General features: G+C 46.0%; 23 protein-coding genes. 19 read left to right on the top strand and 4 right to left on the bottom strand.

Annotated elements, in window-relative coordinates; genetic code table 11:
* Window positions 1-66 precede the first annotated feature (66 nt).
* Window positions 67-1,422 carry a GH1 family beta-glucosidase gene (locus tag BMZ72_RS13300; protein ID WP_089809035.1) on the top strand — a complete coding sequence of 452 codons (1,356 nt, stop codon included), beginning with the start codon at window positions 67-69 and terminating at the stop codon, window positions 1,420-1,422.
* A 106-nt stretch (window positions 1,423-1,528) separates the two neighbouring features.
* On the opposite strand, the gene BMZ72_RS13295 is transcribed toward BMZ72_RS13300, so the two are convergent.
* The gene (locus BMZ72_RS13295; protein WP_143087684.1) at window positions 1,529-2,761 is read right to left on the bottom strand and encodes a hypothetical protein; all 1,233 of its coding nucleotides are present in this window, start codon (window positions 2,759-2,761) and stop codon (window positions 1,529-1,531) included.
* A gap of 20 nt (window positions 2,762-2,781) precedes the next feature.
* Window positions 2,782-4,116, bottom strand: coding sequence for a DUF4270 family protein (locus BMZ72_RS13290; protein ID WP_089809031.1), 1,335 nt, complete (start codon window positions 4,114-4,116; stop codon window positions 2,782-2,784).
* Between the two features lie 251 nt (window positions 4,117-4,367).
* Here BMZ72_RS13290 and BMZ72_RS13285 point away from each other — a divergent pair, with 251 nt between their 5' ends.
* The 4 genes from BMZ72_RS13285 (at window position 4,368) to BMZ72_RS13270 (ending at window position 7,874) form a co-directional block, all read left to right on the top strand.
* A complete protein-coding gene (locus tag BMZ72_RS13285; protein ID WP_089809028.1) occupies window positions 4,368-5,387 on the top strand; it encodes a Kelch repeat-containing protein in 1,020 nt (339 codons plus the stop codon).
* Complete coding sequence (locus BMZ72_RS13280; protein WP_177222781.1) at window positions 5,380-5,754, top strand: DUF4907 domain-containing protein; 375 nt, start codon at window positions 5,380-5,382, stop codon at window positions 5,752-5,754. The genes BMZ72_RS13285 and BMZ72_RS13280 overlap by 8 nt, the downstream gene beginning before the upstream one ends.
* A 178-nt stretch (window positions 5,755-5,932) precedes the next feature.
* Entirely contained in the window at window positions 5,933-7,189 is a 1,257-nt protein-coding gene (locus BMZ72_RS13275) for a sensor histidine kinase (RefSeq protein ID WP_089809024.1), read from the top strand.
* Complete coding sequence (locus tag BMZ72_RS13270) at window positions 7,164-7,874, top strand: LytR/AlgR family response regulator transcription factor (RefSeq protein WP_089809022.1); 711 nt, start codon at window positions 7,164-7,166, stop codon at window positions 7,872-7,874. Before BMZ72_RS13275 ends, BMZ72_RS13270 begins: the two co-directional genes overlap by 26 nt.
* 102 nt (window positions 7,875-7,976) lie before the next feature.
* On the opposite strand, the gene BMZ72_RS13265 is transcribed toward BMZ72_RS13270, so the two are convergent.
* Together BMZ72_RS13265 and glmM are read right to left on the bottom strand one after the other, a co-directional pair.
* Complete coding sequence (locus BMZ72_RS13265) at window positions 7,977-9,104, bottom strand: cysteine desulfurase family protein (protein ID WP_089809020.1); 1,128 nt, start codon at window positions 9,102-9,104, stop codon at window positions 7,977-7,979.
* Window positions 9,105-9,648: 544 nt separating this feature from the next.
* Window positions 9,649-11,031 carry a phosphoglucosamine mutase gene (gene glmM, locus BMZ72_RS13260; RefSeq protein ID WP_089809822.1) on the bottom strand — a complete coding sequence of 461 codons (1,383 nt, stop codon included), beginning with the start codon at window positions 11,029-11,031 and terminating at the stop codon, window positions 9,649-9,651.
* A gap of 267 nt (window positions 11,032-11,298) precedes the next feature.
* On the opposite strand from glmM, the gene BMZ72_RS13255 reads away from it, so the two are divergent.
* From BMZ72_RS13255 to BMZ72_RS13190, 14 genes are all read left to right on the top strand, one after another.
* Complete coding sequence (locus BMZ72_RS13255) at window positions 11,299-13,269, top strand: LTA synthase family protein (RefSeq protein WP_177222780.1); 1,971 nt, start codon at window positions 11,299-11,301, stop codon at window positions 13,267-13,269.
* Window positions 13,270-13,316: 47 nt separating this feature from the next.
* On the top strand, window positions 13,317-14,060 hold the full coding sequence (locus tag BMZ72_RS13250; protein ID WP_255373194.1) for a class I SAM-dependent methyltransferase: 744 nt from the start codon (window positions 13,317-13,319) through the stop codon (window positions 14,058-14,060).
* A gap of 2 nt (window positions 14,061-14,062) precedes the next feature.
* Window positions 14,063-14,641, top strand: a complete 579-nt coding sequence (locus BMZ72_RS13245; RefSeq protein WP_089809013.1) for a phosphatase PAP2 family protein — start codon at window positions 14,063-14,065, stop codon at window positions 14,639-14,641.
* Window positions 14,638-15,369 (top strand): ZIP family metal transporter, encoded by a 732-nt coding sequence (locus BMZ72_RS13240; RefSeq protein WP_089809011.1) that lies wholly within the window; start codon window positions 14,638-14,640, stop codon window positions 15,367-15,369. The genes BMZ72_RS13245 and BMZ72_RS13240 overlap by 4 nt, the downstream gene beginning before the upstream one ends.
* Window positions 15,370-15,393: 24 nt before the next feature.
* Window positions 15,394-16,695, top strand: coding sequence for a hemolysin family protein (locus tag BMZ72_RS13235; protein ID WP_089809009.1), 1,302 nt, complete (start codon window positions 15,394-15,396; stop codon window positions 16,693-16,695).
* A 166-nt stretch (window positions 16,696-16,861) separates the two neighbouring features.
* The gene (gene hutH, locus BMZ72_RS13230) at window positions 16,862-18,400 is read left to right on the top strand and encodes a flexirubin biosynthesis tyrosine ammonia-lyase FlxA (protein WP_089809007.1); all 1,539 of its coding nucleotides are present in this window, start codon (window positions 16,862-16,864) and stop codon (window positions 18,398-18,400) included.
* 20 nt (window positions 18,401-18,420) lie between these two features.
* The gene (fabG, locus tag BMZ72_RS13225) at window positions 18,421-19,149 is read left to right on the top strand and encodes a flexirubin biosynthesis SDR family reductase FlxB (protein ID WP_089809005.1); all 729 of its coding nucleotides are present in this window, start codon (window positions 18,421-18,423) and stop codon (window positions 19,147-19,149) included.
* A gap of 90 nt (window positions 19,150-19,239) precedes the next feature.
* On the top strand, window positions 19,240-20,463 hold the full coding sequence (locus BMZ72_RS13220; protein WP_089809003.1) for a beta-ketoacyl-[acyl-carrier-protein] synthase family protein: 1,224 nt from the start codon (window positions 19,240-19,242) through the stop codon (window positions 20,461-20,463).
* A 237-nt stretch (window positions 20,464-20,700) separates the two neighbouring features.
* Window positions 20,701-20,958 carry an acyl carrier protein gene (locus tag BMZ72_RS13215; RefSeq protein ID WP_089809001.1) on the top strand — a complete coding sequence of 86 codons (258 nt, stop codon included), beginning with the start codon at window positions 20,701-20,703 and terminating at the stop codon, window positions 20,956-20,958.
* Window positions 20,958-21,848, top strand: coding sequence for an LpxL/LpxP family acyltransferase (locus BMZ72_RS13210; RefSeq protein ID WP_089808999.1), 891 nt, complete (start codon window positions 20,958-20,960; stop codon window positions 21,846-21,848). Before BMZ72_RS13215 ends, BMZ72_RS13210 begins: the two co-directional genes overlap by 1 nt.
* 7 nt (window positions 21,849-21,855) lie before the next feature.
* On the top strand, window positions 21,856-22,275 hold the full coding sequence (locus BMZ72_RS13205; protein ID WP_089808997.1) for a hotdog family protein: 420 nt from the start codon (window positions 21,856-21,858) through the stop codon (window positions 22,273-22,275).
* A 14-nt stretch (window positions 22,276-22,289) separates the two neighbouring features.
* On the top strand, window positions 22,290-22,994 hold the full coding sequence (locus tag BMZ72_RS13200) for a hypothetical protein (protein ID WP_089808994.1): 705 nt from the start codon (window positions 22,290-22,292) through the stop codon (window positions 22,992-22,994).
* A gap of 18 nt (window positions 22,995-23,012) precedes the next feature.
* Window positions 23,013-23,462: an acyl-CoA thioesterase gene (locus BMZ72_RS13195; RefSeq protein ID WP_089808992.1), complete on the top strand. Its 450-nt coding sequence runs from the start codon at window positions 23,013-23,015 to the stop codon at window positions 23,460-23,462.
* A complete protein-coding gene (locus BMZ72_RS13190; RefSeq protein ID WP_089808990.1) occupies window positions 23,459-24,607 on the top strand; it encodes a beta-ketoacyl-[acyl-carrier-protein] synthase family protein in 1,149 nt (382 codons plus the stop codon). Before BMZ72_RS13195 ends, BMZ72_RS13190 begins: the two co-directional genes overlap by 4 nt.
* Window positions 24,608-24,620: the final 13 nt, after the last annotated feature.

Raw genomic sequence — 24,620 nt, 5'->3', positions numbered from 1 at the left:
CTCCCTTAACAATTAAATAATGGGTGATACAAATAAACTATTGTAAACTGCATCCTTGTTTTATATATGGAACAATTCAGCGCACCTTTCAGCCGTCATGATTTTGGAGAGAATTTCCTTTGGGGAGTGACGATTTCCGCATTTCAGAATGAAGGGTCCTGTGATGCCGATGGTAAAGGAAAGTCTATCTGGGACGAGTTTACCACGAAGAAGGGAAAGATCAAAGATGGCACCAATGCACTTGTGACAGTCGATTTCTATAACCGTTACCGGGAGGATATTCAGCTGGTCAAACAAATGGGTTTTGATGTGTTCCGTTTTTCTATTTCCTGGCCGCGTATTCTGCCGGAAGGGACCGGTAGAGTGAATCAGGCGGGCATCGATTATTATCACCGGGTGATAGACGCCTGTCTGGAAGCCGGACTGATACCATATGTTACTTTATATCACTGGGATTTACCGCATGCAATTGAGCATAAGGGAGGGTGGTGCCACCGCGGCGTCATATTCGCTTTTGAAGAATATGTGCGTATATGCGTACAGGCATTTGGAGATAAGGTAAAGAACTGGATCGTGATGAATGAACCCTTTGGTTTTACCTCATTGGGATATATGCTGGGGGTACATGCACCGGGTAAGTTCGGTGTATCCTATTTTCTCCCGGCGGTGCATCATGTGTTGCTTGCTCAGGCAGCAGGTGCGAAAGTCATCAGAGAAACCGTTAAAGACGCCAATATCGGGACTTGTCTGTCCTGTTCATACATTTACCCATACACACAGCAGGAGGCCGATATACAGGCTGCAAAGAAGGCAGACGCGCTATTTAACCGTCTGTTCCTGGAGCCGGTACTGGGCATGGGATATCCGGTGAATGATTTTCCCTTGTTACGCCGGATAGAAAGACGTTATGCCTTGTGGCGGGACTGGGACCAGCTGTCATTTGACTTTGATTTTATCGGGGTACAGAATTATTTCCCATTGGTCGTGCGCAGGAATGCGTTCATGCCGGTGGTAGGCATATCCGAAGTAAAACCGAAGTCCCGTCGGGTGCCAATGACGGCATTAGGATGGGAGATCAGCGGGGAAGGTATGTATGCTATTCTGAAACAGTTTGGCGCCTATGAGGGTATTAAACGGCTGATGGTAACAGAAAGCGGAGCTGCCTTTGCTGATATTATGAGTGGGGGAGCAGTAGATGATCAGGATCGGATCGGTTACTTCAGGGAATATTTATCCGGTGTGCTGAAGGCAAAGAAAGAAGGGATACCGATAGACGGGTATTTTGCCTGGACGTTGACAGATAATTTCGAATGGGCAGAAGGATACAAGGCCCGTTTCGGATTGGTGCATGTAGACCGGGATACGCAGGTACGGACGATGAAAAGCTCCGGTCAGTGGTTTAGTGAGTTTTTGAAGAAATAAAGCGGGGGGGTACTTTGAAGGAAGCAATTTTCACTTGATTATGGTATAAAAAAAGCCCATAGCATATGCTATGGGCTTTAATATTTTCGGGTAATCCGTTATCAGATCATTCGTATGTTCTGCGCAGGAACCAGATATCTCTCAGGGAGAAGTGGAACACACCGTTGATGTATGTTTCCTTTACGAGGCCACCGCTGGTAGTACCTCTCTGTCCTACTTCAATACCTATGTAATAACGCAGGTAGTTGGATTTGGAAGGAAGGGAAACACCGACAGTACCTGCGATATCCTTGATCTGGTTATTGTTTACTACCAGGTAAGATTTGTAGTAGGAAGCACCGGCCTGTATCACTACACCTTCGATCTGTTGAGAGCCGTACATCCGTCTGAAGGTATATTCCAGACCAGTAGACATACGCTCAGAGTTGGCGAACAGGTAGTTAGTGCTGGCAGGTTTGGTATCGGCCCACATCTGCTTGCGGTAGTCAGCCAGCCAGCTGATGGTACCGTTACCCAGGTGGATACCGGCGCCGTACTGTTCAGGCAGGGTATATTTTTCTTTAGCGAGATCATCCTGAAACAGTGTGGTTTCAGATGAGTTCATCACTATCAGTTTTTTCTCGTAGCTCAGTTTGGTCTTGAAGCGATAGGTAGCCCCGAGGCCCAGTACCCAGTCACCACCCAGTCTGCCGGCATATTGTACACCTGCATTGAAGTTGGTATTGAAAGCGTAACGCTGGATCTTGGTGGATACGGTATCACCACCCACGTTTTCTGTGGTATTGTTAGGACCGAACAGGAAGTTAGTGGACACACCAACAGCGAAGTTTTTGGTAATTCTTACACCATTGGAAATGTATGCTTTATAAATACCGCCAGTACCTTCTGTCGTGGTAGTCTGGGGTGATGTATCAACGAATTTGGTAGAGACCAGCTTGTAGTCGACGTTGCTGAACTGACCGAAACCGGCGCTCATACCCCATCTGCTGTTCACTTTGAAACCCATCGCCAGACGTTTGACGTTAACATCGCCAGCCTGTCTGTTCAGGGTTGTAGCATCTTTATAATTAACGGACTGTGCGCGCAGGGAAACATCGAACATGAAATGCTGACGAGGCAGTGCTGCGTAGGACGCAGGGTTCAGCTCGTTCAGGTAGTTATCTGAACGGCGACCAATACCTGTGCTACCCACACCGAAGTTGCGGGTGTAATCATGTTCCTCCTGGTCACCGATGGCATACGCAGAGTAGAGTGAATTGATACCGTGTTGTGCCATTGCCTTGCCGCCCAGTAAAAGCATCAGGCCGCATAAGCCGGTCGTATATTGTATTCGCTTCATGTAGTCAATTCTTGATTGCATTATTTATACCGCAGGTAATAAATCTGTATTGTAATTCTGTTGGTGGAGTTCCGGTTGTCTCCAAGGACTGCACGGTCAAAGTTACTAAGACCTGTGTTTCTTGGAGGCAGTAAGGCCAGTCCGCGGTAAGAATTGTCAGTCGTATTTAATTGTGCAATGCAATAATTGGTAATATCGTAGGTATACGCAGTACCTGTGTTGTAAACAAGGTCTGTTACCAGGCCACCGTACTGGATAGCGCCGGTAAGTGGAGAGCGGAGTGTATCCTCGATCACGTTACCGCTGGTGATTACACCAAGTGGCAGGTTGGCAGGCAGGAAGTAAGGGTACTTGTAGGTCGCCTTTTCCGGTCTGACAGTGAGGGTAGCCCTCATGATCTTGGAGAATTTGTTCAGCTGGTTGAACGTTTTGAGATAAGGAAAGTCGATACGGCCTACGATGTTGGTCAGCGGCTGTACAAATATTTTGCGGTCTGCGTCAGCAGAGGAGAGTAATCTTTTATTAGGACCTAATGCAGTCAGCGGAGAACCAGCAGGACGTTGTACGTCTACATGGTTGAACTGTAACGCTGAATTATATACAGCGAAGTCTCTGTATTCCTGTTTGATCTCACCTGGTGTGGTATGGAAGAAGAGGCGCAGGTTCAGGGAGTCATCTGCTCTGAGGGCAGTGATCACCTGGCTGTTTATACCTGGTTTCAGTGCCAGACCTTTAAAGTATTGCAGGAACTGCTGCTGATTCGTGATGGTAGTGCTGTTCTTGTCCGCGAGGTCAAAGAACTCTTTACCCAGTACGTCACTGATCCTGATGCGGAGTGTTGTGTCGCGGTGAGGACGGATCGTTAACTGAGTTGAACCGATTGCAGTAGGTTCAGTGGCAAAGTTGCTGTAACTATATAAGAAGGCGCTGTTACCCGGGCGTTTGATGGTCTCGGTAACGCGGTATACTTCAATGTGCTGCGGAAGGGTGGTATCACCATAATGCTCCAGTTTCGGATGAAGCATTAGTACCATAGAGTCATAGATGGCTCTGTCAGGGATGGCGGTACCGCGATAGGCGTTTACCTGCCAGAAAGCGGTAGAGGAGATTTTACCAAATACAGGATCATTATTGGTACCAACAAGGGCTACGCCCAGGTTAGAAGTCGGAACAGAATCAAGGTATGCCGTGCTCATTGTCATCGTGATCGTATCTGTTACCAGATACTCTGTACCACTCTGATCTGTGATACCATCATACAAAAAGCCTTCTTTTTCACAGGCAGCGGCGCCAGTGATCAATAATGCACAAACCAGGTATTTACAGGCCACTTTGGCGCGGATACTTTTATTCATGGAGCGCAATTTTAGACAGGAACCCAACTTCACGCTTATTTAATATGCGAATAAGCTCTTTTTGTCGACGAATAACCATTCATATTCCTTGTGCTACTGTTGGGGTAGCAAGCTCCCCCTTAGAGGAAAAAACCCGTTGGCAGATAAAAAGACATGATTTGTCTGCCAAAATTACCCAAATATCTATTTTATGATTGAGCTTAAATAAGTGCGGATAATTTTGGCAGCTATTAAAAAAGTAAAAATAACTTATGCGCTATTTAAATGTATGTTTTCTGGGATTGGCCGCACTTACGTTAGCCTCCTGTTCATCAAGCGAAGATACGACCAAGCTGGGTAACTGGGTAAGAAGAGCAGATTACCAGGGCGACGCCAGAAGGGAAGCAGTAAGCTTTGTGATCGGAGATACAGCGTATGTGGGAACTGGCACCAGTGGTGTTGATGGAGGTACTTTATTAAGTTCATTTTATAAGTACGATCCAGCGAAAGATAACTGGACTATGATAGCGTCTTTACAGGATCCAAACAATGCTTCCAGAAACCTGGCACGTACAGGCGCATCAGCATTCGCTGCTGCCGGTAAAGGTTATGTTGCTACTGGTAGTGATGCGGATTTCAAATCACTGAAAGATACCTGGGAATACGACCCGACTGCAAATAGCTGGACCAGCAAAGCTGATTTTCCAGGTGCTGCACGTTACTTCGCTGTAGCGTTCTCTGTAAAAGATCAGGGTTACCTGGGTACAGGTTATGATGGCGGTAACAACATGAGCGACTTCTTCAAATTCAATCCTTCTACCAACAGCTGGAGCCCGATCACAGCACTGAAAGATAAAAGAAGACAGGCAGTTGCTTTTGTTATCAAAGACAGCGCATATGTTGTAACAGGTACCGGTGCAGGTACAGTGCCTACCCGTATGTATGTTTACGATGCTGCTAATGACGTATGGAAAGAGAAAGCTAAGATCGAAAACGCTACTGACGATTCTTTCGATGATGATTACTCTTCTATCTCCCGTTACGGTGGTGTTGCTTTCGTAATCAACAACAAAGCATACGTAACAACAGGTTCCAGCTCTGCAACATGGGAATATGAGCCAGTTAGCGACCGCTGGACAGAAAAAACTGCTTTCGATGGTGCTAGCCGTACCAGCGCAGTTGGTTTCACTGTTAAGAACAGAGGTTTCGTAGGAACTGGTTATTCCAGCAGCACTTACCTGGATGACCTGTTTGAATTCTATCCTGACCAGGAAAACGATACGAATGACTAATAAGAGGTCTTTTCTGATCGCTTCACTGGTTGCCGGACTGGCCTTTACGGCCTGTCAGCAAAAACAGACAGAACGAACTGAACATACTCAAGAGACAGCTACTACCGCAGTGCATGACAGCATTGCGGTAGTAACGTTTCAGCTGGACAACAGGAATGGTTGGGGCTATAAGATCAACAAAGGCACTCATACCTACATTGAACAGCCATTCATCCCCGTAATAGTTGGCAACAAGCCTTTTCAAAGTGAAGAGGACGCCAGAAAAGTGGGAGAGAACATTGCCGCCAAGCTCAGGAAAAACCCCGGCGGACTGCCAGATTTAACCCGGCAGGAGCTGCTTGATATGAAAATTGCCGGTGTAGAGTAGCACTAAAACTCTCCGGTAGACATATTGTAACTTATATTAATATTGGCCACAGTACTGTGTCTGGCCATACCGGCTACCTATTCCCCCCAAAATTTTAACATTCCTTTTACTACACTTAACAAATTTTAACAGCCTGTTTACGGGAATTGAGTGTAAGTTTATCGCGCTTTTGGGCTACATGATAAATTTAAAACAACTCTATAAGAACCGGTTATTCAGGGTAGGCCTACACATTGTAGTCTGGACCAGTTTCCTGTTCTTTCCCTTTTTTATCTACCGGATCAAGATCCAGCACCCCTGGTTCTTTGCCCGGGAAATAGTGGACAACCTCTTTCTCATAGGCTTGTTTTATCTCAATTTTTATGTACTCATCCCCCGGTTTTTCACATTAAAGAAAATCGTTTACTACCTGTCTTTTGTGGTACTGACATTGGTTTTTATCATTGTGCAACAGGCAGTTACGGAATTTGTGTTCTGGAAAACCTTCGCAGCTGAAGAGACGGTCATGGTACCTCCCAGGAATGGTGATACCCGGCTTACACCGGCGCCCTCCGGATTTATGCGGTATCATCTGCTGGAAAGCCGGCTGCATGATAAAGAAGGGGATAATAATGTACCCCTCTACGCAGCCGCCAGTCTGAATGACTCTATGGGGCTCCGTGGCAGGGAATATATCAGTAGCCAGCAGGAACTGTCTTTTCTGGATTATATCCTCTTTCCGGACATCTTACGGAAATCAGTTTTTGCAGCACTGCTCATGCTTTTTATGAGCGGATTTATCAAAATAGCACAGGAGTGGTTTAAAAGTGAACAGCAAAGGGAGGTCCTGAAAGTAGAAAATCTCAATGCCGAATTGAAGTTTCTCAAGTCGCAGATCAATCCTCACTTCCTGTTTAACTGCCTGAATACCATTTATTCACTGGCTCATAAACATTCCGCCCAGACAGAACACGCTATTGTCAAACTGTCTACCATTATGCGGTACATGATCTATGATTCCAATGAAGACAAGGTGCAGCTACAACAGGAACTGCAATACCTGGAAGACTACATTGATATTCAACGTCTGAGAATGCCTGACGATATAGTAGTGGATTATGCGGTACAGGGAAATCCGGCAGGACTAAAAATAGCCCCCATGCTATTGGTGCCTTTTGTAGAAAACGCCTTTAAACATGGGATCAGTTACGCTGAACCTTCATTTATTGCCATCGCCCTGGCAATTGAAAAGAATGAGATGAGACTGGTTGTGGAAAACAGCCGCTTCCATCAGCGGGTGGCAGAAAAAGGTGGCATCGGTTTACAGAATGTGCGTAAGCGCCTCGAATTACTGTATACCGATCACCATGAGCTGGAAATCACGGAATCCGAAACCCAATTTATTGTTGATTTAAAAATCGTGTTGAAAAATGATCAGGTGTATAGCGGTGGATGATGAACCACTTGCGTTGGAAATAATCACTGATTTTGCAAAGAAGGTGCCCTTCCTGCAACTGGTAGGCACGTTCCAAAATGCGACCGAGGCATTGCGCTTTCTGCAGGAAGAGCGTGTAGACCTCCTTTTCCTCGATATCAAAATGCCGGACATTACCGGTATTCAGTTGATGAAATCCCTCAAATATCCGCCTATGGTCGTCTTTACCACTGCATATGGAGAATATGCACTGGAAGGATTTGACCTCGAAGTGGTGGATTATCTTTTAAAGCCCGTACCATTCGAACGTTTTCTGCGCTCAGCTACCAAAGCGCTGGAGCTTAGAAGTATGTCCCAGCAGAAGAACGGAGACAGCAGTAACGGGCATGTCAATGACTACATCTTCATTAAAACAGAATACAAGATCATCAAGATCAATCTGGAAGATATTTTATTCATCGAAGCACTGAAAGACTATACGAAAATTTATACTCCTCATCAGCCGGTACTTACACTGCGCAGCCTTAAATCATTCGAAACCCGTCTGCCCGCAGAGAAATTCATCAGGGTACACCGCTCTTATGTCGTGTCGCTGAACAAGATCAATTCTGTGGAAAAGAATACCGTAATGATCGCTAATCAGTCTATCCCCATCAGTGATGGTTACAGGGATAAATTCTATGACGTGATCAACCGGAACAGTTAAATACGTCTGCAATAGTAATAGCATAAACGAAAAACGGTAAACAGTGTAATACTGCTTACCGTTTTCTTATTTTATGAAGATCCTGTTACGGATCGCTTACGCTTAGATGATCTCTTTCAGTTTAGCGATCACCATATCGATTTCTTCGGTAGTGTTATCCTTACCAAAAGAGAAACGTACGGCAATTCTGTTAGGATCGCTGTTGATGGCACGGATCACGTGAGAACCTGCATCCGCACCGGATGTACAGGCACTACCGCCGGAAGCGCAGATACCATTGATATCCAGGTTGAACAGCAGCATTTCACTCTTCTCCGTTTTAGGGAAAGAAACGTTCAATACGGTATACAGACTGCGTCCATACAGATCGCCATTGTATCCCACATCAGGAATCTGCTTTTTCAGCTCATCCATCATGTACATACGCAGGTCGTTGATATGTTTGCTATGCGCATCCATATGCTCTGTAGCCAGTTCCAGTGCTTTCGCAAAACCAACGATACCATATACATTTTCTGTACCGGCACGCATGTTACGCTCCTGTGACCCGCCATGGATGAACGGAGAGATCTTCACATTCTCATTAATGTAAAGAATACCCACACCTTTGGGTCCATTGAATTTGTGCGAAGAACCATTGATGAAGTGTACCGGCGTATTACGCAGATCGAACGGATAGTGTCCTACCGTCTGAACGGTGTCAGAATGGAAGATCGCGTCAAACTCCTTACACAGGTTACCTACGGCATGCATGTCCAGCAGGTTACCGATCTCGTTGTTGGCGTGCATCAGGCTTACCAGACAACGCTCAGGAGAGTTGGCCAGTAATTCACGGAGATGTTCCATATCTACGTGACCGTTGGGCAGCAGGCGTACATTGCTCAGCTTGATCTTTTCTTTCGAATGAGCATGCTCTACGGAGTGCAGGGTGGCGTGGTGCTCGATTTCAGAAGAGATAATGTGGCGGCAGCCCAGGTTGTGTATGGCCGCACTCACGGTCGTGTTGGTACTTTCAGTACCGCCGGAAGTAAAGAAGATCTCTCCCGGATGCGCATTCAGGATTTTGGCTACGGATTTACGTGCGTTTTCGATGGCCAGTCTGCTCTCACGGCCGTAGGAATAGATCGAGGATGGATTTCCGAACTTCTCTGTAAGATAGGGCAGCATCACATCCAGCACTTCTTTATCCAGCGCCGTGGTGGCTGCATTATCAAAATAAATTCTTTTCAAGTGATGGTGGTTTTTGATAAAAAAATGCCGTTGGCGGTCACAAATGTCTGACTTTTTTAGAAATTAAGCCTAATGTAATATGCTACATGACATTATTGTGATGATCGGTTCCATGGAAATCTGACCGGACCAATACTCCCTGTCCGAACGTCCCCGCTCTCTGCTTAGCAGTTTATCCGCAGGGAATTAATATTGAGTTTACGTCGCGCGAAATGGGCCTCGAAGATGTGGCACCTTTGATTGCAAAATTATTGGGTATTGAACTGAAGCAGGCAGAGGGGATTGTATATCCGGGGTACTGGTACAGGAGAAAAAGAGATAAATATACGGATAGTCTGCCTATAGTCATCTTTCGTTGATGCTGCCTTTTTCAACGATAGATCAATGAAGGATGACTATAGGTAAACTATTAACAGGTGAGAGGTGGATAGAGGGGAGGACTTTCATATGGGCTTAAGGTGGACTTGATCTGTAATAAAGCAAAAGGGCTGACTGTTAGTGAGATACTTCCAGTCGGCCCTTTTATTATTTAATCAATTGATTACTAGTGCATAAACTCGCGGATGTCCTGCATGATACGTTTTGCGATGTTATCGGCTGTCGTTTCATTCTGGCTTTCTGCGTAGATACGGATGATCGGTTCGGTATTGGAGGTGCGTAAGTGTACCCAGTCTCTGTCGAATTCGATTTTCAGTCCGTCTTCTATATTGATTGGCTGATTTTTGTATTTACCTCTGATCTTGTCGAAGATGGTAGCCACATCAACGCCTTTGTCCAGCTCTATTTTATTTTTAGAGATGAAATAATCAGGATAACTGTTGCGAAGGGCTTTCAGGTTCTTTTTGCTCAGTGCCACATGGCTCAGGAACAGACCGATACCGATCAGCGCATCGCGGCCGTAATGCAGGTCAGGAACGATGATACCACCGTTACCTTCACCACCGATCACGGCGTTTACTTCTTTCATTTTGCGTACTACGTTCACTTCTCCTACTGCGGATGGGTGATATTCGCCACCATTTTTCAGGGTAACGTCTTTCAGGGCCTGTGTGGAAGACAGGTTGGAAACGGTGTTACCTTTTCTGGTTTTGAGAATGTAGTCAGCAACTGCTACCAGGGTGTATTCTTCCCCAAACATACCACCGTCCTCGCATACAAAGCAGAGGCGGTCTACGTCAGGGTCAACAGCGATACCCAGGTCAGCGTCGGCTTTATTCACCTCATTGCTTAAAGCAGTCAGGTTTTCCGGAAGGGGCTCCGGATTGTGGCTGAAACGGCCGTTCACTTCGTCGAACAGTACGGTGATCTCTTCCACGCCAAGAGCTTTCAGCAGGGCCGGCACGAAGATAGCGCCGGTTGAATTGACAGCATCTACCACAATTTTGAAGTTGCGCGCTTTGATCGCTTCAACGTCCACCAGTGGGTAGTTCAGCACCATATCGATGTGCTTCTGCATGTAAGTGTCGTCCTGTCTGTAGGAACCGAGTTTATTGACATCTGCGAAAGTAAAATCTTCGCGGGCGGCAAGGTCGAGTATGATAGCACCATCTTCTCCGGAAATAAATTCGCCTTCAGCGTTCAGCAGTTTTAGCGCATTCCATTCTTTAGGATTGTGGCTGGCGGTAAGGATAATACCACCGGCAGCCTGTTCCGCTGTTACCGCAATTTCAACAGTAGGAGTAGTGGAAAGGCCTAAGTCCACTACGTCCAGGCCCAATCCGTTCAAAGTAGCTACGACGAGTTGCTTCACCATTTCTCCCGAAATGCGGCCATCACGTCCGATTACCACTTTTTTGTTGTCAGATTGTTTGAGTAGCCAGGTGCCGAATGCTGCTGTGAACTTTACAACATCAAGAGGGGAGAGGCCTTCTCCAGGTTTACCTCCGATAGTTCCGCGAATACCAGAAATCGATTTGATCAGTGCCACGAATTTCAATTTTTAAAGGAAGGGCAAATATAAAATTACAATCAGCAAAGAACAAATGAATTAAATGTATTGCGCTGTCTGATAGTGACATATTAAAATAAAAAAATGTATTAAAGTTTTAATGTGGGCTAATTACATAGGGGTTAGGAAACTTTGGACCGTTTTTCTTTAATGCCGCAGTTTAGCATACTTTTGCATGTCAAATTAATCAACAGCTACGTTTACATGAAATATTTATGGAAGAGTATACCCAGGTATATTCGGTATGTGATCGTTCAAGTCTTATTCCTGTACCTGTTCATGGTCGTTTTCCGCCTGGTTTTCTTTCTTTTCTTCTTTAAGACTACCGTTACAGGCAGCGCACCTATCCTGAAAGCCTGGAGCCTGGGGTTAAAGTTCGATATGCGACTGGCCCTGATCTTAGGGGTACCCATCTTACTTACTGCTTTTATTGCCCGGAATCATTTTTTCACCAAAGGAGCCATCCGCAGACCCCTGTTTGTATATCTTTTCATAGTATACCTGGTCCTGACCTTCGCTTATGTGTTTGATATGGGGCATTATGCTTACCTGGGCTTACGCATGGACCCGACGGTCACGCGTTTTCTGGCTTATGGCGAACGTGCGGATAATGCCCGGATGTTATGGCAGAGCTATCCGGTGGTACGTACGCTGATCGGCATCGGTTTGTTCCTGTTCCTGATCACGATACAGTTCACCCGTTCTTATTACCGTATGGGAAAAGAACCGGCTGTAAAGCTGGGGAACTGGAAATATACGGGCTGGCTGGCATCTATGGTGATCCTGTTTGCCGCGGGTATTTATGCAAATATTGCCTATTTCCCGCTGCGCTGGAGTCAGGCCATGTTCACAAAAGATAACGGTGTTACCAGTCTGGCCCTGAATCCGGTATTATATTATGTATCCAATATGTCCGTACAAAAGGACTCTTACGATATTCCAAAAACGAAGGAATTCTATCCTGTAATCGCAGATTATCTGAAGATAGACCAGCCGAATGTGGATAAACTGGACTTTGTACGGAATATCCCGGGCAGAGCCGGTAAAAAGATGAACGTGGTGCTGGTCATGCTGGAATCGACAGGCGCGGCGATCACCAGTATGTATAATAACCCGATGATGCCGACGCCTAATATGAAACAACTGGCGGACAGCGGTATTCTTTTCAATAACTTCTTTGTACCTGCCATCAGTACGGCGAGAACGGTGTACGGGGTAACCACGGGACTGCCGGATATTACCCTGAGCAAAACGGCTTCCCGTCATCCGCAGATGGTTGATCAGCGTGTGGTCATGGACCAGTTTCAGGGTTATGAGAAACTGTATCTGCTGGGAGGAAATACCAACTGGGCAAATATCCGGGCCGTATTTACCAACAACGTAGAGGGGATCCGGATCTTTGAAGAGGGGTATTATAAGGCGCCCAAGGCAGACGTCTGGGGGGTATCTGATTTTGACCTGATCACAGAAGCAGACGAGATCTTCAGAGATGCCAATAAAAGGCAGAAGCCGTTTGTGGCGTTTCTCCAGCTGGCGGACAATCACCCGCCATATACCACTACAAAGGGAAGGGGAGACTTTAAGAAGGTGACGGAGAAGGACATTGACATGGAAAAGTTCAAAAAGGCTGGTTTTGTGTCGATTGAGCAGTTTAATGCTATCCGTTATGAGGACTACAATGTGGGTCATCTGATGGAGCTGGCAAAGAAGGGTGGTTACCTGGAGAATACTATTTTTATCATGTTCGGCGATCATAACTGTACGCTCAATCCCTATCACTTTATGCCGACGCCGGAGTATGAACTGATCAGCGGCGGTGTACATGCGGCCTGCTTTATTTATTGTCCGGCCCTGGTGAAGCCACAGGTGGTGAATTATGCGGTGAGCCTGGTGGATATTTATCCGACGATGGCGAAACTGGCGGGCGTACCGTTCAAAAACTACACCCTGGGTCAGGATATGCTGGATACTACTGTGACCAACCGTTATGCGTTTGCTACTTATTTAAAGAACCTTCAGACACATATTTCGATCATTGGCCAGCGTTATCAGTATGAAATTAATACCTATACGCAGAAGTCCTACCTGTATGATATGCAGGGAGATCCGCTGAAGGATGTGAAGCAACAATATCCTGATACGGCCAAAGCACTCGATAATTTAACGCGGGCTTTTTACGAAAGCACCCGATATTTGATGTTTAACAATAAAAAATAGAGCTTTGGGGCGTTCATCTGATCATGGAAGTTTTTAATGAATTAGCAGTGGAAATACAAAAACATTGGTTTAAAGACTGGTTCAATTCTCCTTACTATCATCTGTTGTACAGCAACAGGGATACAGCGGAAGCAGCAGCATTCATCGATAAGCTCCTGCATTATCTGCGTCCGCCTGCTAACGCGACCATGCTGGATGTGGCCTGTGGTACCGGCCGTCATTCCAGTTATCTGGCATCCAAAGGATATACTGTAACCGGGATAGATCTGTCTATCCGCAGTATTAACATTGCGAAGAAGCTGGAAAATGAGCATCTCAGCTTTTTTCAGCATGACATGCGGCTGCCATTCCGGGTGAACTATTTTGATATTGTATTTAACTTTTTTACCAGCTTTGGTTATTTTGATACCGCACGTGAGAACGAGAATGCGCTGCGGACAATGAAAAATGCCCTGAAACCGGGTGGCAGACTGGTGCTGGACTACCTGAACAGTCCACATGTGGCGGCTAACCTGGTGCCAAATGAGGTCAAAGAGAAAGGAGACGTGGTGTTTGACATTGTGCGGGAGATCAATGATGGCAAATTCCAGAAGCAGATCAATATACTGGACCGTGCGCGCCTGCAAAGGGCGACATTTACGGAGAATGTAAGCGCTTTTACACTGTCAGACTTTGAAGAAATGTTTGCCCGCCAGGGTTTACAGATAACAGATATCTTTGGAGACTATCATTTTAATAGTTACGATGAACAGCATTCGCCGAGACTGATCATCATTGCTGCAAAACAATAGCCATGCTGGAAAGACTGCTTAGACTGGATTACAAACTATTTTTTCACATCAACAATGTATGGCAGCATCCTGTACTGGACGCTATCATACCCTGGCTACGGGAACCTTTTGTATGGGCGCCGCTGTATCTTTTTCTGTTGTTGTTTGTAACGATCAACTATGGATGGAAAGGGTTCTGGTGGATTGTATTTTTCCTGATCACTTTCGGTCTGGCAGACCAGTCCAGCTTGTTTATCAAGGAGGCGGTGGGAAGATTAAGACCCTGTCGTGATCCGCTGATGCAGCATTTTGTAAGAGTACTGGTGGTATACTGTCCGGGCAGTGGTAGTTTTACCTCTTCCCATGCAGCCAATCACTTTGCAGTGGGCACTTTTTGTTTCTTCACTTTAAGGCAGATCTCCAAATGGTTTGCCGCTATGTTTTTTGTCTGGGCCGCTGTGATCTGTTACGCACAGGTCTATGTGGGCGTTCATTATCCGTTGGATGTACTGGGCGGAGCGCTGTTGGGGCTTTTCCTTGGAAGCATGAGTGGTAGTTTTTTCCAACGGCGTATCAGACTGGAACCTGAATTAGCAACATGAACTGGATCTTTTTATTAATTGTATTACTGGCTACCTTAGGCGGGGGCCTTATTCCAATGGTGGTGAAAAGGGTAAATCCTAATTTCCCCATTTATATGCTGGCATTTACCGGCGCCTGCCTGTTCGGGATCACTATCATGCACCTGTTGCCGGAAGTGTATCATGAACTGGGGCATCAGGCCGGTATCTACATTGTACTGGGCTTTTTCCTGCAGGTAGCACTGCAAACACTGTCACACGGTGCGGAACACGGGCATACCCATGTTCCGACGGATAAACATCAGCACGTGCAGCTGGCGCCATTGCTGCTGGGATTGTCCATTCATGCCTTTATGGAAGGGATTCCCCTGGGATTCCGTTTCCAGGACCAGGCGGCACTATCCTCCCTGGTGATCGGGGTGGCGGCACACAAACTGCCTGAGGCCTTTACACTGATCACGGTAATGGTACACGCGCATCAGCGGACGTCAAAACTCTGGCGGATCCTGATCCTGTTTTCACTGGTAACACCGGTAGCGGCATTACTGGCGTCAGAATTAGGGGCACATTCGGCATTTATTTCCAGTTTTACCGCCTATATTGTGGCGCTGGTAATAGGGGCCTTTTTGCACATTTCTACCACCATTTTTTATGAAAGCGGGACCAAACACCATGAGCTGAGCTACCGTAAGGTACTGGCCATAGCGGGAGGTCTGGTTTTAGCATTTCTTACCTTAATATTTGAATAATTCTTTATTTTTAGGCTTTTAAACATGGAAGTCGTCGTCATTATCCTCATCCTTATTCTACTAAATGGCTTATTCTCAATGTCAGAGATTGCCATGGAATACGCTCGTAAAGCGAGACTCGAATATCTGGCCAATCGGGGGGATGAAAAGGCCAAGGCCGCACTCAAGCTGGCCAGCAATCCGGACAGGTTTCTTTCTACTGTCCAGGTAGGTATCACACTTATCAGCATTTTAATAGGCGTTTTATCAGGTATCAGCCTCAAGCCGGACCTGGCGTCCTATATTTCCGGTTACTCTCAGTTAAGTGCATATAGCGATGGAATTGCTATCACCATTATTGTGGTGGTAGTAACTTATTTTACGTTGGTAATTGGAGAGCTGGTACCCAAACGTCTGGGTATCCTGCGGCCGGAATCGGTCGCCCGTCAGATGGCGGGGCCGATGAAATGGATGGCCATAGTGACCTCTCCATTTATCTGGTTGCTGACCATCTTTACCAATTTCCTGGTGAATATCTTCAATCTGAAACCAACGGTGGATAACAATGCCACGGAGGAAGAGATCAAGGCGCTGATCAACGAAGGCGCTACTTCCGGCGCTATTGAAGAGACAGAACAGGAGATCATCGAGCGTGTATTTCACCTGGGAGACAGGAATATCACTTCACTGATGACCCACCGTACGGATATCGTATGGCTGGATGTTCATGATCCCAGGGAAATTATCCGCAGTAAGATCTTTGAGAGTCCGCACTCAGTATACCCTGTCTGTGATGACGAAATCGATAATATAAGAGGTATTGTTTCCATCAAGGACCTTTATATGGCAGCGGCTGACAATGTGTATGCACTGGGTCCTGTCATGAAAAAGCCGTTGTTTATACCCGAAAATAACTCTGCCTACCAGGTACTGGAGAAATTCAAGGAAACACAAAATCATGCTGCTTTTATCGTTGATGAATACGGTACATTCCTGGGAATGATCACTCTGAACGATATCCTGGAAGCGATTGTGGGCGATATGCCGGAGACAGGACAGGAGGATGATTATGAGATCGTTCGCAGGGAAGATGGTTCTTATCTGGTAGACGGACAGATCCCTTTCTATGACTTTTTGAGCAAATTTGACAAGGAAGACTGGATGGCGGAATTTGAACAGGAGTTTGACACGATGGCCGGGTTTATCCTGCATCACCAGGAGCATATTCCTAAAATCGGGGAGAAGTTCGCCTGGAGAGGATTTACCTTTGAAATCGTTGATATGGACGCCCATCGTATTGATAAAGTACTGGTTGAGGCGCCGGAAGAAGATATTGAAGAAGGCTGATCACATATACCATAGTTGGAGAACGCATTGGTTACGAATTGTAAACAGGTAAAGTACGTAGGTTTATCATGCTTTTAAATTACGTAGTTCACCGTTTGTGATTCGTAATTGTTTTTTGCTAATTTTGAGCACTTTTTTACATAATCAAATAATTTAATTTAAGATAATGGTTGTTTTAGGAAGTAAGGTGCTTTCACTGGACGAAGTGTACCGCGTGTTATTTGATGGGGAGGAGTTGAGCCTGGAGGAAGCCGCTTTACAGCAGGTATCAGAGAACTATGAGTTTTTGAAGACTTTTGCGGCCAAAAAGCTGATTTACGGTATTAATACCGGCTTTGGTCCGATGGCACAGTACCGCATCAGCGAGAGCGATACGCACCAGTTACAGTACAATCTTATTCGCAGCCATAGCTCAGGAGCCGGCAAATTTATGTCGCCCCTGTTAACCAAAGGTCTTATGATCGCGCGTCTCAGCAGCTTTATGCAGGCACATTCCGGTGTGCATCCTGAGGTGGTGAATCTGCTGAAAGACCTGATCAACAAAGACGTTTATCCTTGTGTGTGTGAACACGGTGGCGTAGGCGCCAGCGGTGACCTGGTACAGCTGGCCCATCTGGCGCTGGTACTGATCGGAGAAGGAGAAGTAGTATATGAAGATAAGATCCGTCCTACTGCGGAGGTATTTTTGCAACTGGGACTGAAACCAATGGGAGTACACGTGCGTGAGGGACTGGCCGTTATCAACGGTACCTCTGCCATGACCGGTGTAGCCCTGGTGAATATCATTGAAGCAAAGAAACTGCTTGGCTGGAGCTGCATCCTGTCATCCATGATCAATGAAGTAGTGGAAGCATTCGACGATCACCTGTCTAAGGAACTGAACGCTGTAAAGCGTCATGAAGGACAGAATAAGGTCGCTGCCGCTATGCGCAACATACTGAAAGACAGCAAGATGATCAGACATCGTCCTGATCATTTCTATAAGGAACTGGAAGAAGAGATCTTTAAAGATAAAGTACAGGAATATTACTCCCTGCGTTGTGTACCGCAGGTACTGGGTCCTATCTATGATACCCTGGTACACGCAGAACAGATCGTTGTACAGGAGCTGAATTCCGTGAGCGATAACCCGGTAGTGGATCATCACCAGGAGAATGTGTTCCATGGGGGTAATTTCCATGGAGATTATATCTCCCTGGAGATGGATAAAGTGAAGATCGCGATCACCAAACTGTCAATGTTGTCTGAAAGACAGTTGAACTACCTGATGAACGACAAGCTGAACCACAAATTCCCGCCGTTCATGAATCTGGGTAAACTGGGGCTGAACTTCGGTATGCAGGGTATTCAGTTTACTGCTACCTCTACAGTTGCAGAGAATCAGACGCTTTCTTTCCCGATGTATATACACAGCATTCCCAACAACAATGACAACCAGGATATCGTGAGTATGGGTTGTAATGCTGCACTCATGACCAACCGTGTGATAGAGAATGCATATGAGGTACTGGCGATACAGGTAATGACCATGCTGCAGGCTGTTGACTACCTGAACTGTCACGAGCGTCTGTCGTCTTTCTCACACCGTATTTACAGTGAAGTAAGGGCAATTTTCCCTAAATTTATCGAGGACAGTCCTAAGTATAAAGACGCTAAAAAGATCAAGGAATACCTGTTACAGCATGATCCAGCTATCGTGTGGTAACCTACTAAAACAATTAACGGATGAAATGTGCTTTAATAACAGGTGGCTCCAGGGGTATAGGCAGGGCAATATGCGTGAAAATGGCCGAGTTGGGCTACTATGTACTGATCAATTATAAAGGAAATGAAGCTGCTGCCAGCGAAACACTGGAAGCTGTAAGAGCGAAGGGAAGCGATGGCGAACTGCTGCAGTTCAATGTAGGCAACAACGAGGAAGTTACAGCGGTCTTAGGCAGCTGGATAGAAAATAATAAAGAAAAACAGATCGAGGTACTGGTGAATAACGCTGGTATCCGTGAAGATAACCTGCTGTTCTGGATGAATGCAGACCAGTGGAGAAATGTACTGAATATCAGTCTGGATGGTTTCTTTAATGTAACCAAACAGGTAGTGAACAACATGTTGATGAAACGTTACGGACGTATTATCAACATTGTATCGCTTTCAGGCATTAAAGGCCTGCCTGGCCAGACCAACTATTCTGCTGCAAAGGCAGGTGTGATTGGTGCAACCAAGGCACTGGCGCAGGAAGTGGCTAAACGTGGCGTAACCGTAAATGCAGTGGCGCCTGGTTTTATCAAAACTGATATGACGGCCGAACTGAATGAAAAAGAACTGGCAGCGCAGGTACCGATGAACCGTTTTGGTACACCGGAAGAAGTGGCAGAAGCTGTGGCGTTCTTTGCCTCCAAAGCATCTTCCTATATAACAGGAGAGGTGTTATCAATTAACGGGGGACTTTATACTTGATTCAATCAGGAATCAGGAATTAAGAATTAGGAATTGAACAGCAATAATTCCTAATTCTTAATTCCTGATTCCCGATTCAAATAGATTCGCATGAACAGAGTTGTGATAACAGGATTGGGAATATATTCCTGTATTGGTAAGAACCTGAACGACGTACGTGATTCATTATACCATGGTAAATCTGGTATCATCCTGGATCCGGCCAGAAAAGCTTTTGGCTACCGTTCCGGTCTGACGGGTTTTGTAGACCGCCCTGACCTGAAGGGAGTACTTGACCGCCGCGCCCGCACAATGATGCCGGAGCAGGCGGAGTTTGCTTATATGAGCACCCGTGAGGCGATGGCACAGGCGAAGATCGATCCTGATTATATAGAGAAAACGGAAGTGGGATTGCTGTTTGGTAACGACAGTTCTTCCAAACCGGTGATTGAGGCGAATGATATCATGCGGGAGAAGAAAGACACGATGCTGGTGGGTTCCGGTTCTGTATTTCAGACCATGAACTCTACCGTGAATATGAACCTGGCTACTATTTTCAAGCTGAGAGGGATTAATTTCAGTGTGAGTGCAGCCTGTGCGAGTGGTTCACATTCTATCGGACTTGGATATATGTTTATCCGCAATGGGATGCAGGATTGCGTAGTATGCGGAGGCGCCCAGGAAATCAATATTTACTCCATGGGTAATTTCGATGGTATTGCTGCATTTTCCGTAAGAGAAGGTGATCCGGCGAAAGCCAGCCGTCCGTTCGATCGTGACCGTGATGGACTGGTGCCAAGTGGCGGAGCTGCTACCGTGATACTGGAAAGCCTGGAAGCTGCAAAGCGGAGAGGGGCTACTATCCTGGGAGAAGTGATCGGTTATGGATTTTCTTCCAATGGCGCACATATTTCTAATCCGACTATTGAAGGACCGGCACGTTCCTTGCAAATAGCACTACAGGATGCCCGATTGCAGGCGAAGGATATCGAATATATCAACGCCCATGCGACCAGCACACCGGCAGGTGACGCCAGTGAAGCGGCTGCGATTGACCAGGTATTTGGCGATTCTAAACCGTATGTAAGCTCGACGAAGTCTATGACAGGGCATGAATGCTGGATGGCGGGAGCCAGTGAGATTGTTTATTCCATGCTCATGATGCAGAACGGATTTATCGCGCCGAACATCAATCTGGAAAATCCGGATGGAGCGGCTGCCCGTTTAAATATCAACAATACGACTATTAATAAAGATTTTAATATATTTTTGTCTAATTCTTTTGGCTTTGGGGGAACTAACTCTTCTCTCATTGTTAAGAAATGGATGGAATAAATATTTAACTGTCAACACTTTTATACCACAAAACAGGCAATATTTAATATCTGCCCGGATATTTTTACCTTTGAGGGGACTAAAAACACGCGCAAGGAAGGTTGATCAGCTGAACGATTTATAGGAAGACAACATTGAAAGGAACATTAGTCCGGATTAACAGCCAATCTAAAGCGAACTATTATTTTCTGAATAACAACGAATATAGCTCAACCTATATCCTAGAGTTACACTGATATGGACAAACAAGAAATCATAAAAATCACGAATGCATTCCTGGTAGAGGAATTTGAAGCTGATGGGGACAAGATTACGCCTGATGCCAATCTTAAAGCTACCCTTGATCTGGATAGCCTGGACTATATTGATCTGGTAGTAGTCATTGAAAACAACTTTGGATTTAAAGTAAATCCTGAGGATTTCCATAATATAGCCACATTCCAGAACTTTTATGACTACGTGGCTGATCGTATCAAACAAAAGGAACTGGTATAATGTCTTCCTGGGAGGGGAAATCCAAAGGAAATAAGCTGGGGTACAGTATTTTTATTGGGACGTTGCGTTATGGAGGCGTACTGCCTGCTTATATATTATTAAGGTTTGTAGCCGCGTACTATTTTTTGTTCTCCTACAGCTCCTCACGCCCCATTTTTCACTACTTTAAGACCAGGGTCGGATATGGCTGGTGGCGTTCCCTGATAAGTCTGTACCGGAACTATTATGTTTTCGGTCAGGTACTTATTGATAAGGTCGTTGTCATGTCCGGCATCCAGAATAAGTTCACCTTTGAATTTGAAGGGGAAAAGTACCTGCGGGAAATCACTTCTGCCGGTAAAGGCGGTATTATGCTCAGTGCTCACCTGGGAAACTGGGAGGTAGCGGGGCACCTGTTCCGTCGTCTTGAAACCCGTATCAATATTGTCATGTTTGATGGCGAGCATGAGCGTATCAAAAAATACCTTTCATCCGTTACAGGAGAACGTAATGTGAATATTATTGTTATTAAGGATGATTTGTCGCACATTTACGCCATCAATGACGCATTGAGTAACAAGGAACTGGTATGTATGCATGCCGACAGGTTCCTGGCAGGCAATAAAACAGTCACTGTTCCCTTTATGGGAGCAGATGCCCGTTTTCCGGCAGGACCGTTCCTGCTGGCGTCTACATTCAGGGTACCGGTATCGATGGTGTTTGCTTTTAAGGAAACCAACACACATTATCACCTGTACGCTACCCAGCCGAGGGAATATCATGGTCGTCGCCGGCAGGGCGTAGAGACCGCCGTTCAGGATTTTGTACAGGAACTGGAAGTCATGGTGAAGAAATATCCTGAGCAATGGTTTAATTATTACGATTTCTGGTCAATGCCGGAAGAAAAATAGAGAGTTTATGTTCATCCACACCGACAACATTACAGCCTACATTCCCCAGCGTCCGCCGATCGTGATGATCAGCGGCATACTGGAAGTAAAGGATGCCATTACCCGTACCGGCCTGCAGATCGCGGCCGATAATATTTTTGTGGAAGATGGTGTGCTGAAATCACCCGGATTACTGGAGAACATGGCTCAGACCGCCGCTGCCCGTGTCGGATATATCGCACAGCAGGAAAATACGCCGGTGCCGATCGGTTTTATTGGTGCGGTAAAAGACTTTGAAGTGTTTGGATTCCCACCGGCCGGCGCCTTTATTGAAACCACTACAGAAATACAAACCCAGGTGTTCAATGCTACGATGGTAGCCGCTAAAGTGACCCTGGACGGAAAAGTAATGGCGCAATGTGAACTGAAAATTTTCATAAACCCATAAAAATCCATTTGTAAATGACCACCTTGAAGAAATGCCTGCTGGCAAGCTTTGCACTGGTTGCTGTATGCCTGTCCGCGGGTAATACGCATGCTCAATCCCTGAAAGACTTTTTCGGCGATGAATCCACCCCTTTAACTTATCTCGGTGTTGACTTCTCTGCAACAAAAATAGAGGGAGAAACAGCTACCGGTGCTGACATTGTGAATAAGTTCGAGCCGATCAACTCTGTGATTGTTGTAGAATCTAAAAAGTATGATGTAGCCGGCACCTTCAGAAGACCCAGTGTAACCAACTCACTGGAAGCCGTAAAAAAAGTGAATGCTGCTGTTAATCCTGATAAGATCAAAACAGACGCTGTAGGCGATGTAACAAAAGGATTGACAACTGCTGATATCGAGAAACATGTGAAGAAATATGACCTTTCCGGTAAAAAAGGTATCGGACTGGTATTCATCATGGACGGTATGAGCAAAACGAATAAGGAAGCATATATATACGCTACCCTGATCGATCTGTCCTCCAAAAAAGTACTGCTGTCAGAACGTATTACCGGTAAGGCACAGGGTTTCGGCTTCCGTAACTACTGGGCTTACACGATCTATAAAGTACTCAATTCCATTGATCATGGAAGATATAAAGAGTGGAAATCCAAATCAACTGCTACTGCAGATACAAAAGTAGCGATAGCCGATAGCCAGACCTGGCAGATGGCAAACTAATCAGGAAAAATAAAGACGATGAGCCTTGTATTGACCGAGAGTGCAAATATACTTGTGAAGTTCAATGAAGCGGACCCTTTGGGAATCGTATGGCATGGACATTACGTTCGCTATTTTGAGGATGGAAGGGAAGCTTTCGGTGAAAAATACGGGCTGAGATATCTCGATATTTATAAGGAAGGATACACCGTTCCGGTTGTGAATGTGCAATGTAACTACAAACGCTCGCTCCGTTACGGAGACCGTGTGATCGTAGAAACTACCTATGTGAATACGGCTGCTGCAAAGATCAGGTTCGAGTATAAACTCTACAACCCTGCAACGGGTGAACTGGTAGCTGATGGTAGTTCCGTACAGGTATTTCTGGATGTACCTACATCTTCCCTGCAACTGACCATTCCTCCGTTTTTTGAAAAATGGAAAGCCGATCACGGACAGGTACTTCCTCCTAACAAAGTGAAAAGATGAAAAGTGTGTACGTAGTGGCGGATAATATTTTATCTCCGCTGGGCAGAACAACAGAAGAAAACTTTGCGAATGTCAGTAACGGACAGAGCGGCATCAGTCTGCATGACGATCCTGCCATGTCCGCAGGGCCATTCTATGCAGCCATGATGAAGGAAGGTCAGCTGGAGAGCAGCTGGCACGACGAAAGTCTGGAGCAGTATACAAAGTTTGAACAACTGTTGATCCTGTCAGTACAGAATGCACTGGACAGAACTGCTATTGATATTACGAACGGAAGGACCGCTTTCATCGTGTCCACCACCAAGGGTAATATCGAATTGCTGGAACAGCAGGAAAATCCGGCAGATGCGCCTTTGCAGGAAATGGAGCTGTTTGCCACGGCAAAAAAAGTGGCGCAATATTTTAATTACAAAGAAGATCCGATTGTAGTCAGCAACGCCTGTATCTCAGGGTTGCTTGCTATTTTAACAGCCAGAAGGCTGATACTTTCAGGCCGATATGATCACGCGGTAGTGACGGGAGCAGATGTGGTGACCCGGTTTGTATTATCCGGATTCCAGTCCTTCCAGGCTGTCAGCAGTGAACCATGCCGGCCATTTGATGCAGAACGTAAAGGTGTTACACTGGGAGAAGGTGCAGCTACTGTGATCCTGACCAGTGATCAGGCGCATGTCACACCGAATGCCATCCGTGTCGGAGCAGGCGCGGTGAGTAATGACGCTAACCACATTTCCGGACCATCCCGTACCGGTGCTGAGCTGAGTACAGCGATGCAACAGGCGATGAAGGGTTCCGGATTGACGCCGGCAGATATCGGATTTGTTTCAGCACATGGTACGGCTACGCTATACAATGATGAAATGGAATCCAAAGCACTGCATCTCGCAGGACTGATGGACGTGCCGGTGAATAGTCTGAAGGGCTATTACGGGCATACACTGGGCGCTGCGGGGCTGATAGAAGCCGTAATAGGCATGCATGCATTACAGCAACAGGTAGTGATACCTACGCTGGGGTTTCGCTCGCTGGGTGTGCCTCATCCGGTAAAGGTGAGCAGCCAGATCAGCAGCAGACCTATGCAGCATTTCCTGAAAACAGTATCCGGTTTTGGCGGTTGTAATGCAGCTATGATATTTTCGAAATAATCTAATCTTAATT

Source organism: Chitinophaga sp. YR627, from assembly GCF_900114995.1.
Lineage (GTDB): Bacteria > Bacteroidota > Bacteroidia > Chitinophagales > Chitinophagaceae > Chitinophaga.
The sequence above is the reverse complement of the archived record's forward strand: the minus strand, read 5'-3'. Positions and strand labels throughout refer to the sequence as shown.

Excerpts from the sequence above, each read along its gene's own strand:
- BMZ72_RS13300 (WP_089809035.1), top strand. The coding sequence starts at position 67 with ATGGAACAATTCAGCGCACCTTTCAGCCGTCATGATTTTGGAGAGAAT.
- BMZ72_RS13295 (WP_143087684.1), bottom strand. The coding sequence starts at position 2,761 with ATGAAGCGAATACAATATACGACCGGCTTATGCGGCCTGATGCTTTTA.
- BMZ72_RS13290 (WP_089809031.1), bottom strand. The coding sequence starts at position 4,116 with ATGAATAAAAGTATCCGCGCCAAAGTGGCCTGTAAATACCTGGTTTGT.
- BMZ72_RS13285 (WP_089809028.1), top strand. The coding sequence starts at position 4,368 with ATGCGCTATTTAAATGTATGTTTTCTGGGATTGGCCGCACTTACGTTA.
- BMZ72_RS13280 (WP_177222781.1), top strand. The coding sequence starts at position 5,380 with ATGACTAATAAGAGGTCTTTTCTGATCGCTTCACTGGTTGCCGGACTG.
- BMZ72_RS13275 (WP_089809024.1), top strand. The coding sequence starts at position 5,933 with ATGATAAATTTAAAACAACTCTATAAGAACCGGTTATTCAGGGTAGGC.
- BMZ72_RS13270 (WP_089809022.1), top strand. The coding sequence starts at position 7,164 with ATGATCAGGTGTATAGCGGTGGATGATGAACCACTTGCGTTGGAAATA.
- BMZ72_RS13245 (WP_089809013.1), top strand. The coding sequence starts at position 14,063 with ATGCTGGAAAGACTGCTTAGACTGGATTACAAACTATTTTTTCACATC.
- BMZ72_RS13240 (WP_089809011.1), top strand. The coding sequence starts at position 14,638 with ATGAACTGGATCTTTTTATTAATTGTATTACTGGCTACCTTAGGCGGG.
- BMZ72_RS13235 (WP_089809009.1), top strand. The coding sequence starts at position 15,394 with ATGGAAGTCGTCGTCATTATCCTCATCCTTATTCTACTAAATGGCTTA.
- hutH (WP_089809007.1), top strand. The coding sequence starts at position 16,862 with ATGGTTGTTTTAGGAAGTAAGGTGCTTTCACTGGACGAAGTGTACCGC.
- fabG (WP_089809005.1), top strand. The coding sequence starts at position 18,421 with ATGAAATGTGCTTTAATAACAGGTGGCTCCAGGGGTATAGGCAGGGCA.
- BMZ72_RS13220 (WP_089809003.1), top strand. The coding sequence starts at position 19,240 with ATGAACAGAGTTGTGATAACAGGATTGGGAATATATTCCTGTATTGGT.
- BMZ72_RS13215 (WP_089809001.1), top strand. The coding sequence starts at position 20,701 with ATGGACAAACAAGAAATCATAAAAATCACGAATGCATTCCTGGTAGAG.
- BMZ72_RS13210 (WP_089808999.1), top strand. The coding sequence starts at position 20,958 with ATGTCTTCCTGGGAGGGGAAATCCAAAGGAAATAAGCTGGGGTACAGT.
- BMZ72_RS13205 (WP_089808997.1), top strand. The coding sequence starts at position 21,856 with ATGTTCATCCACACCGACAACATTACAGCCTACATTCCCCAGCGTCCG.
- BMZ72_RS13200 (WP_089808994.1), top strand. The coding sequence starts at position 22,290 with ATGACCACCTTGAAGAAATGCCTGCTGGCAAGCTTTGCACTGGTTGCT.
- BMZ72_RS13195 (WP_089808992.1), top strand. The coding sequence starts at position 23,013 with ATGAGCCTTGTATTGACCGAGAGTGCAAATATACTTGTGAAGTTCAAT.
- BMZ72_RS13190 (WP_089808990.1), top strand. The coding sequence starts at position 23,459 with ATGAAAAGTGTGTACGTAGTGGCGGATAATATTTTATCTCCGCTGGGC.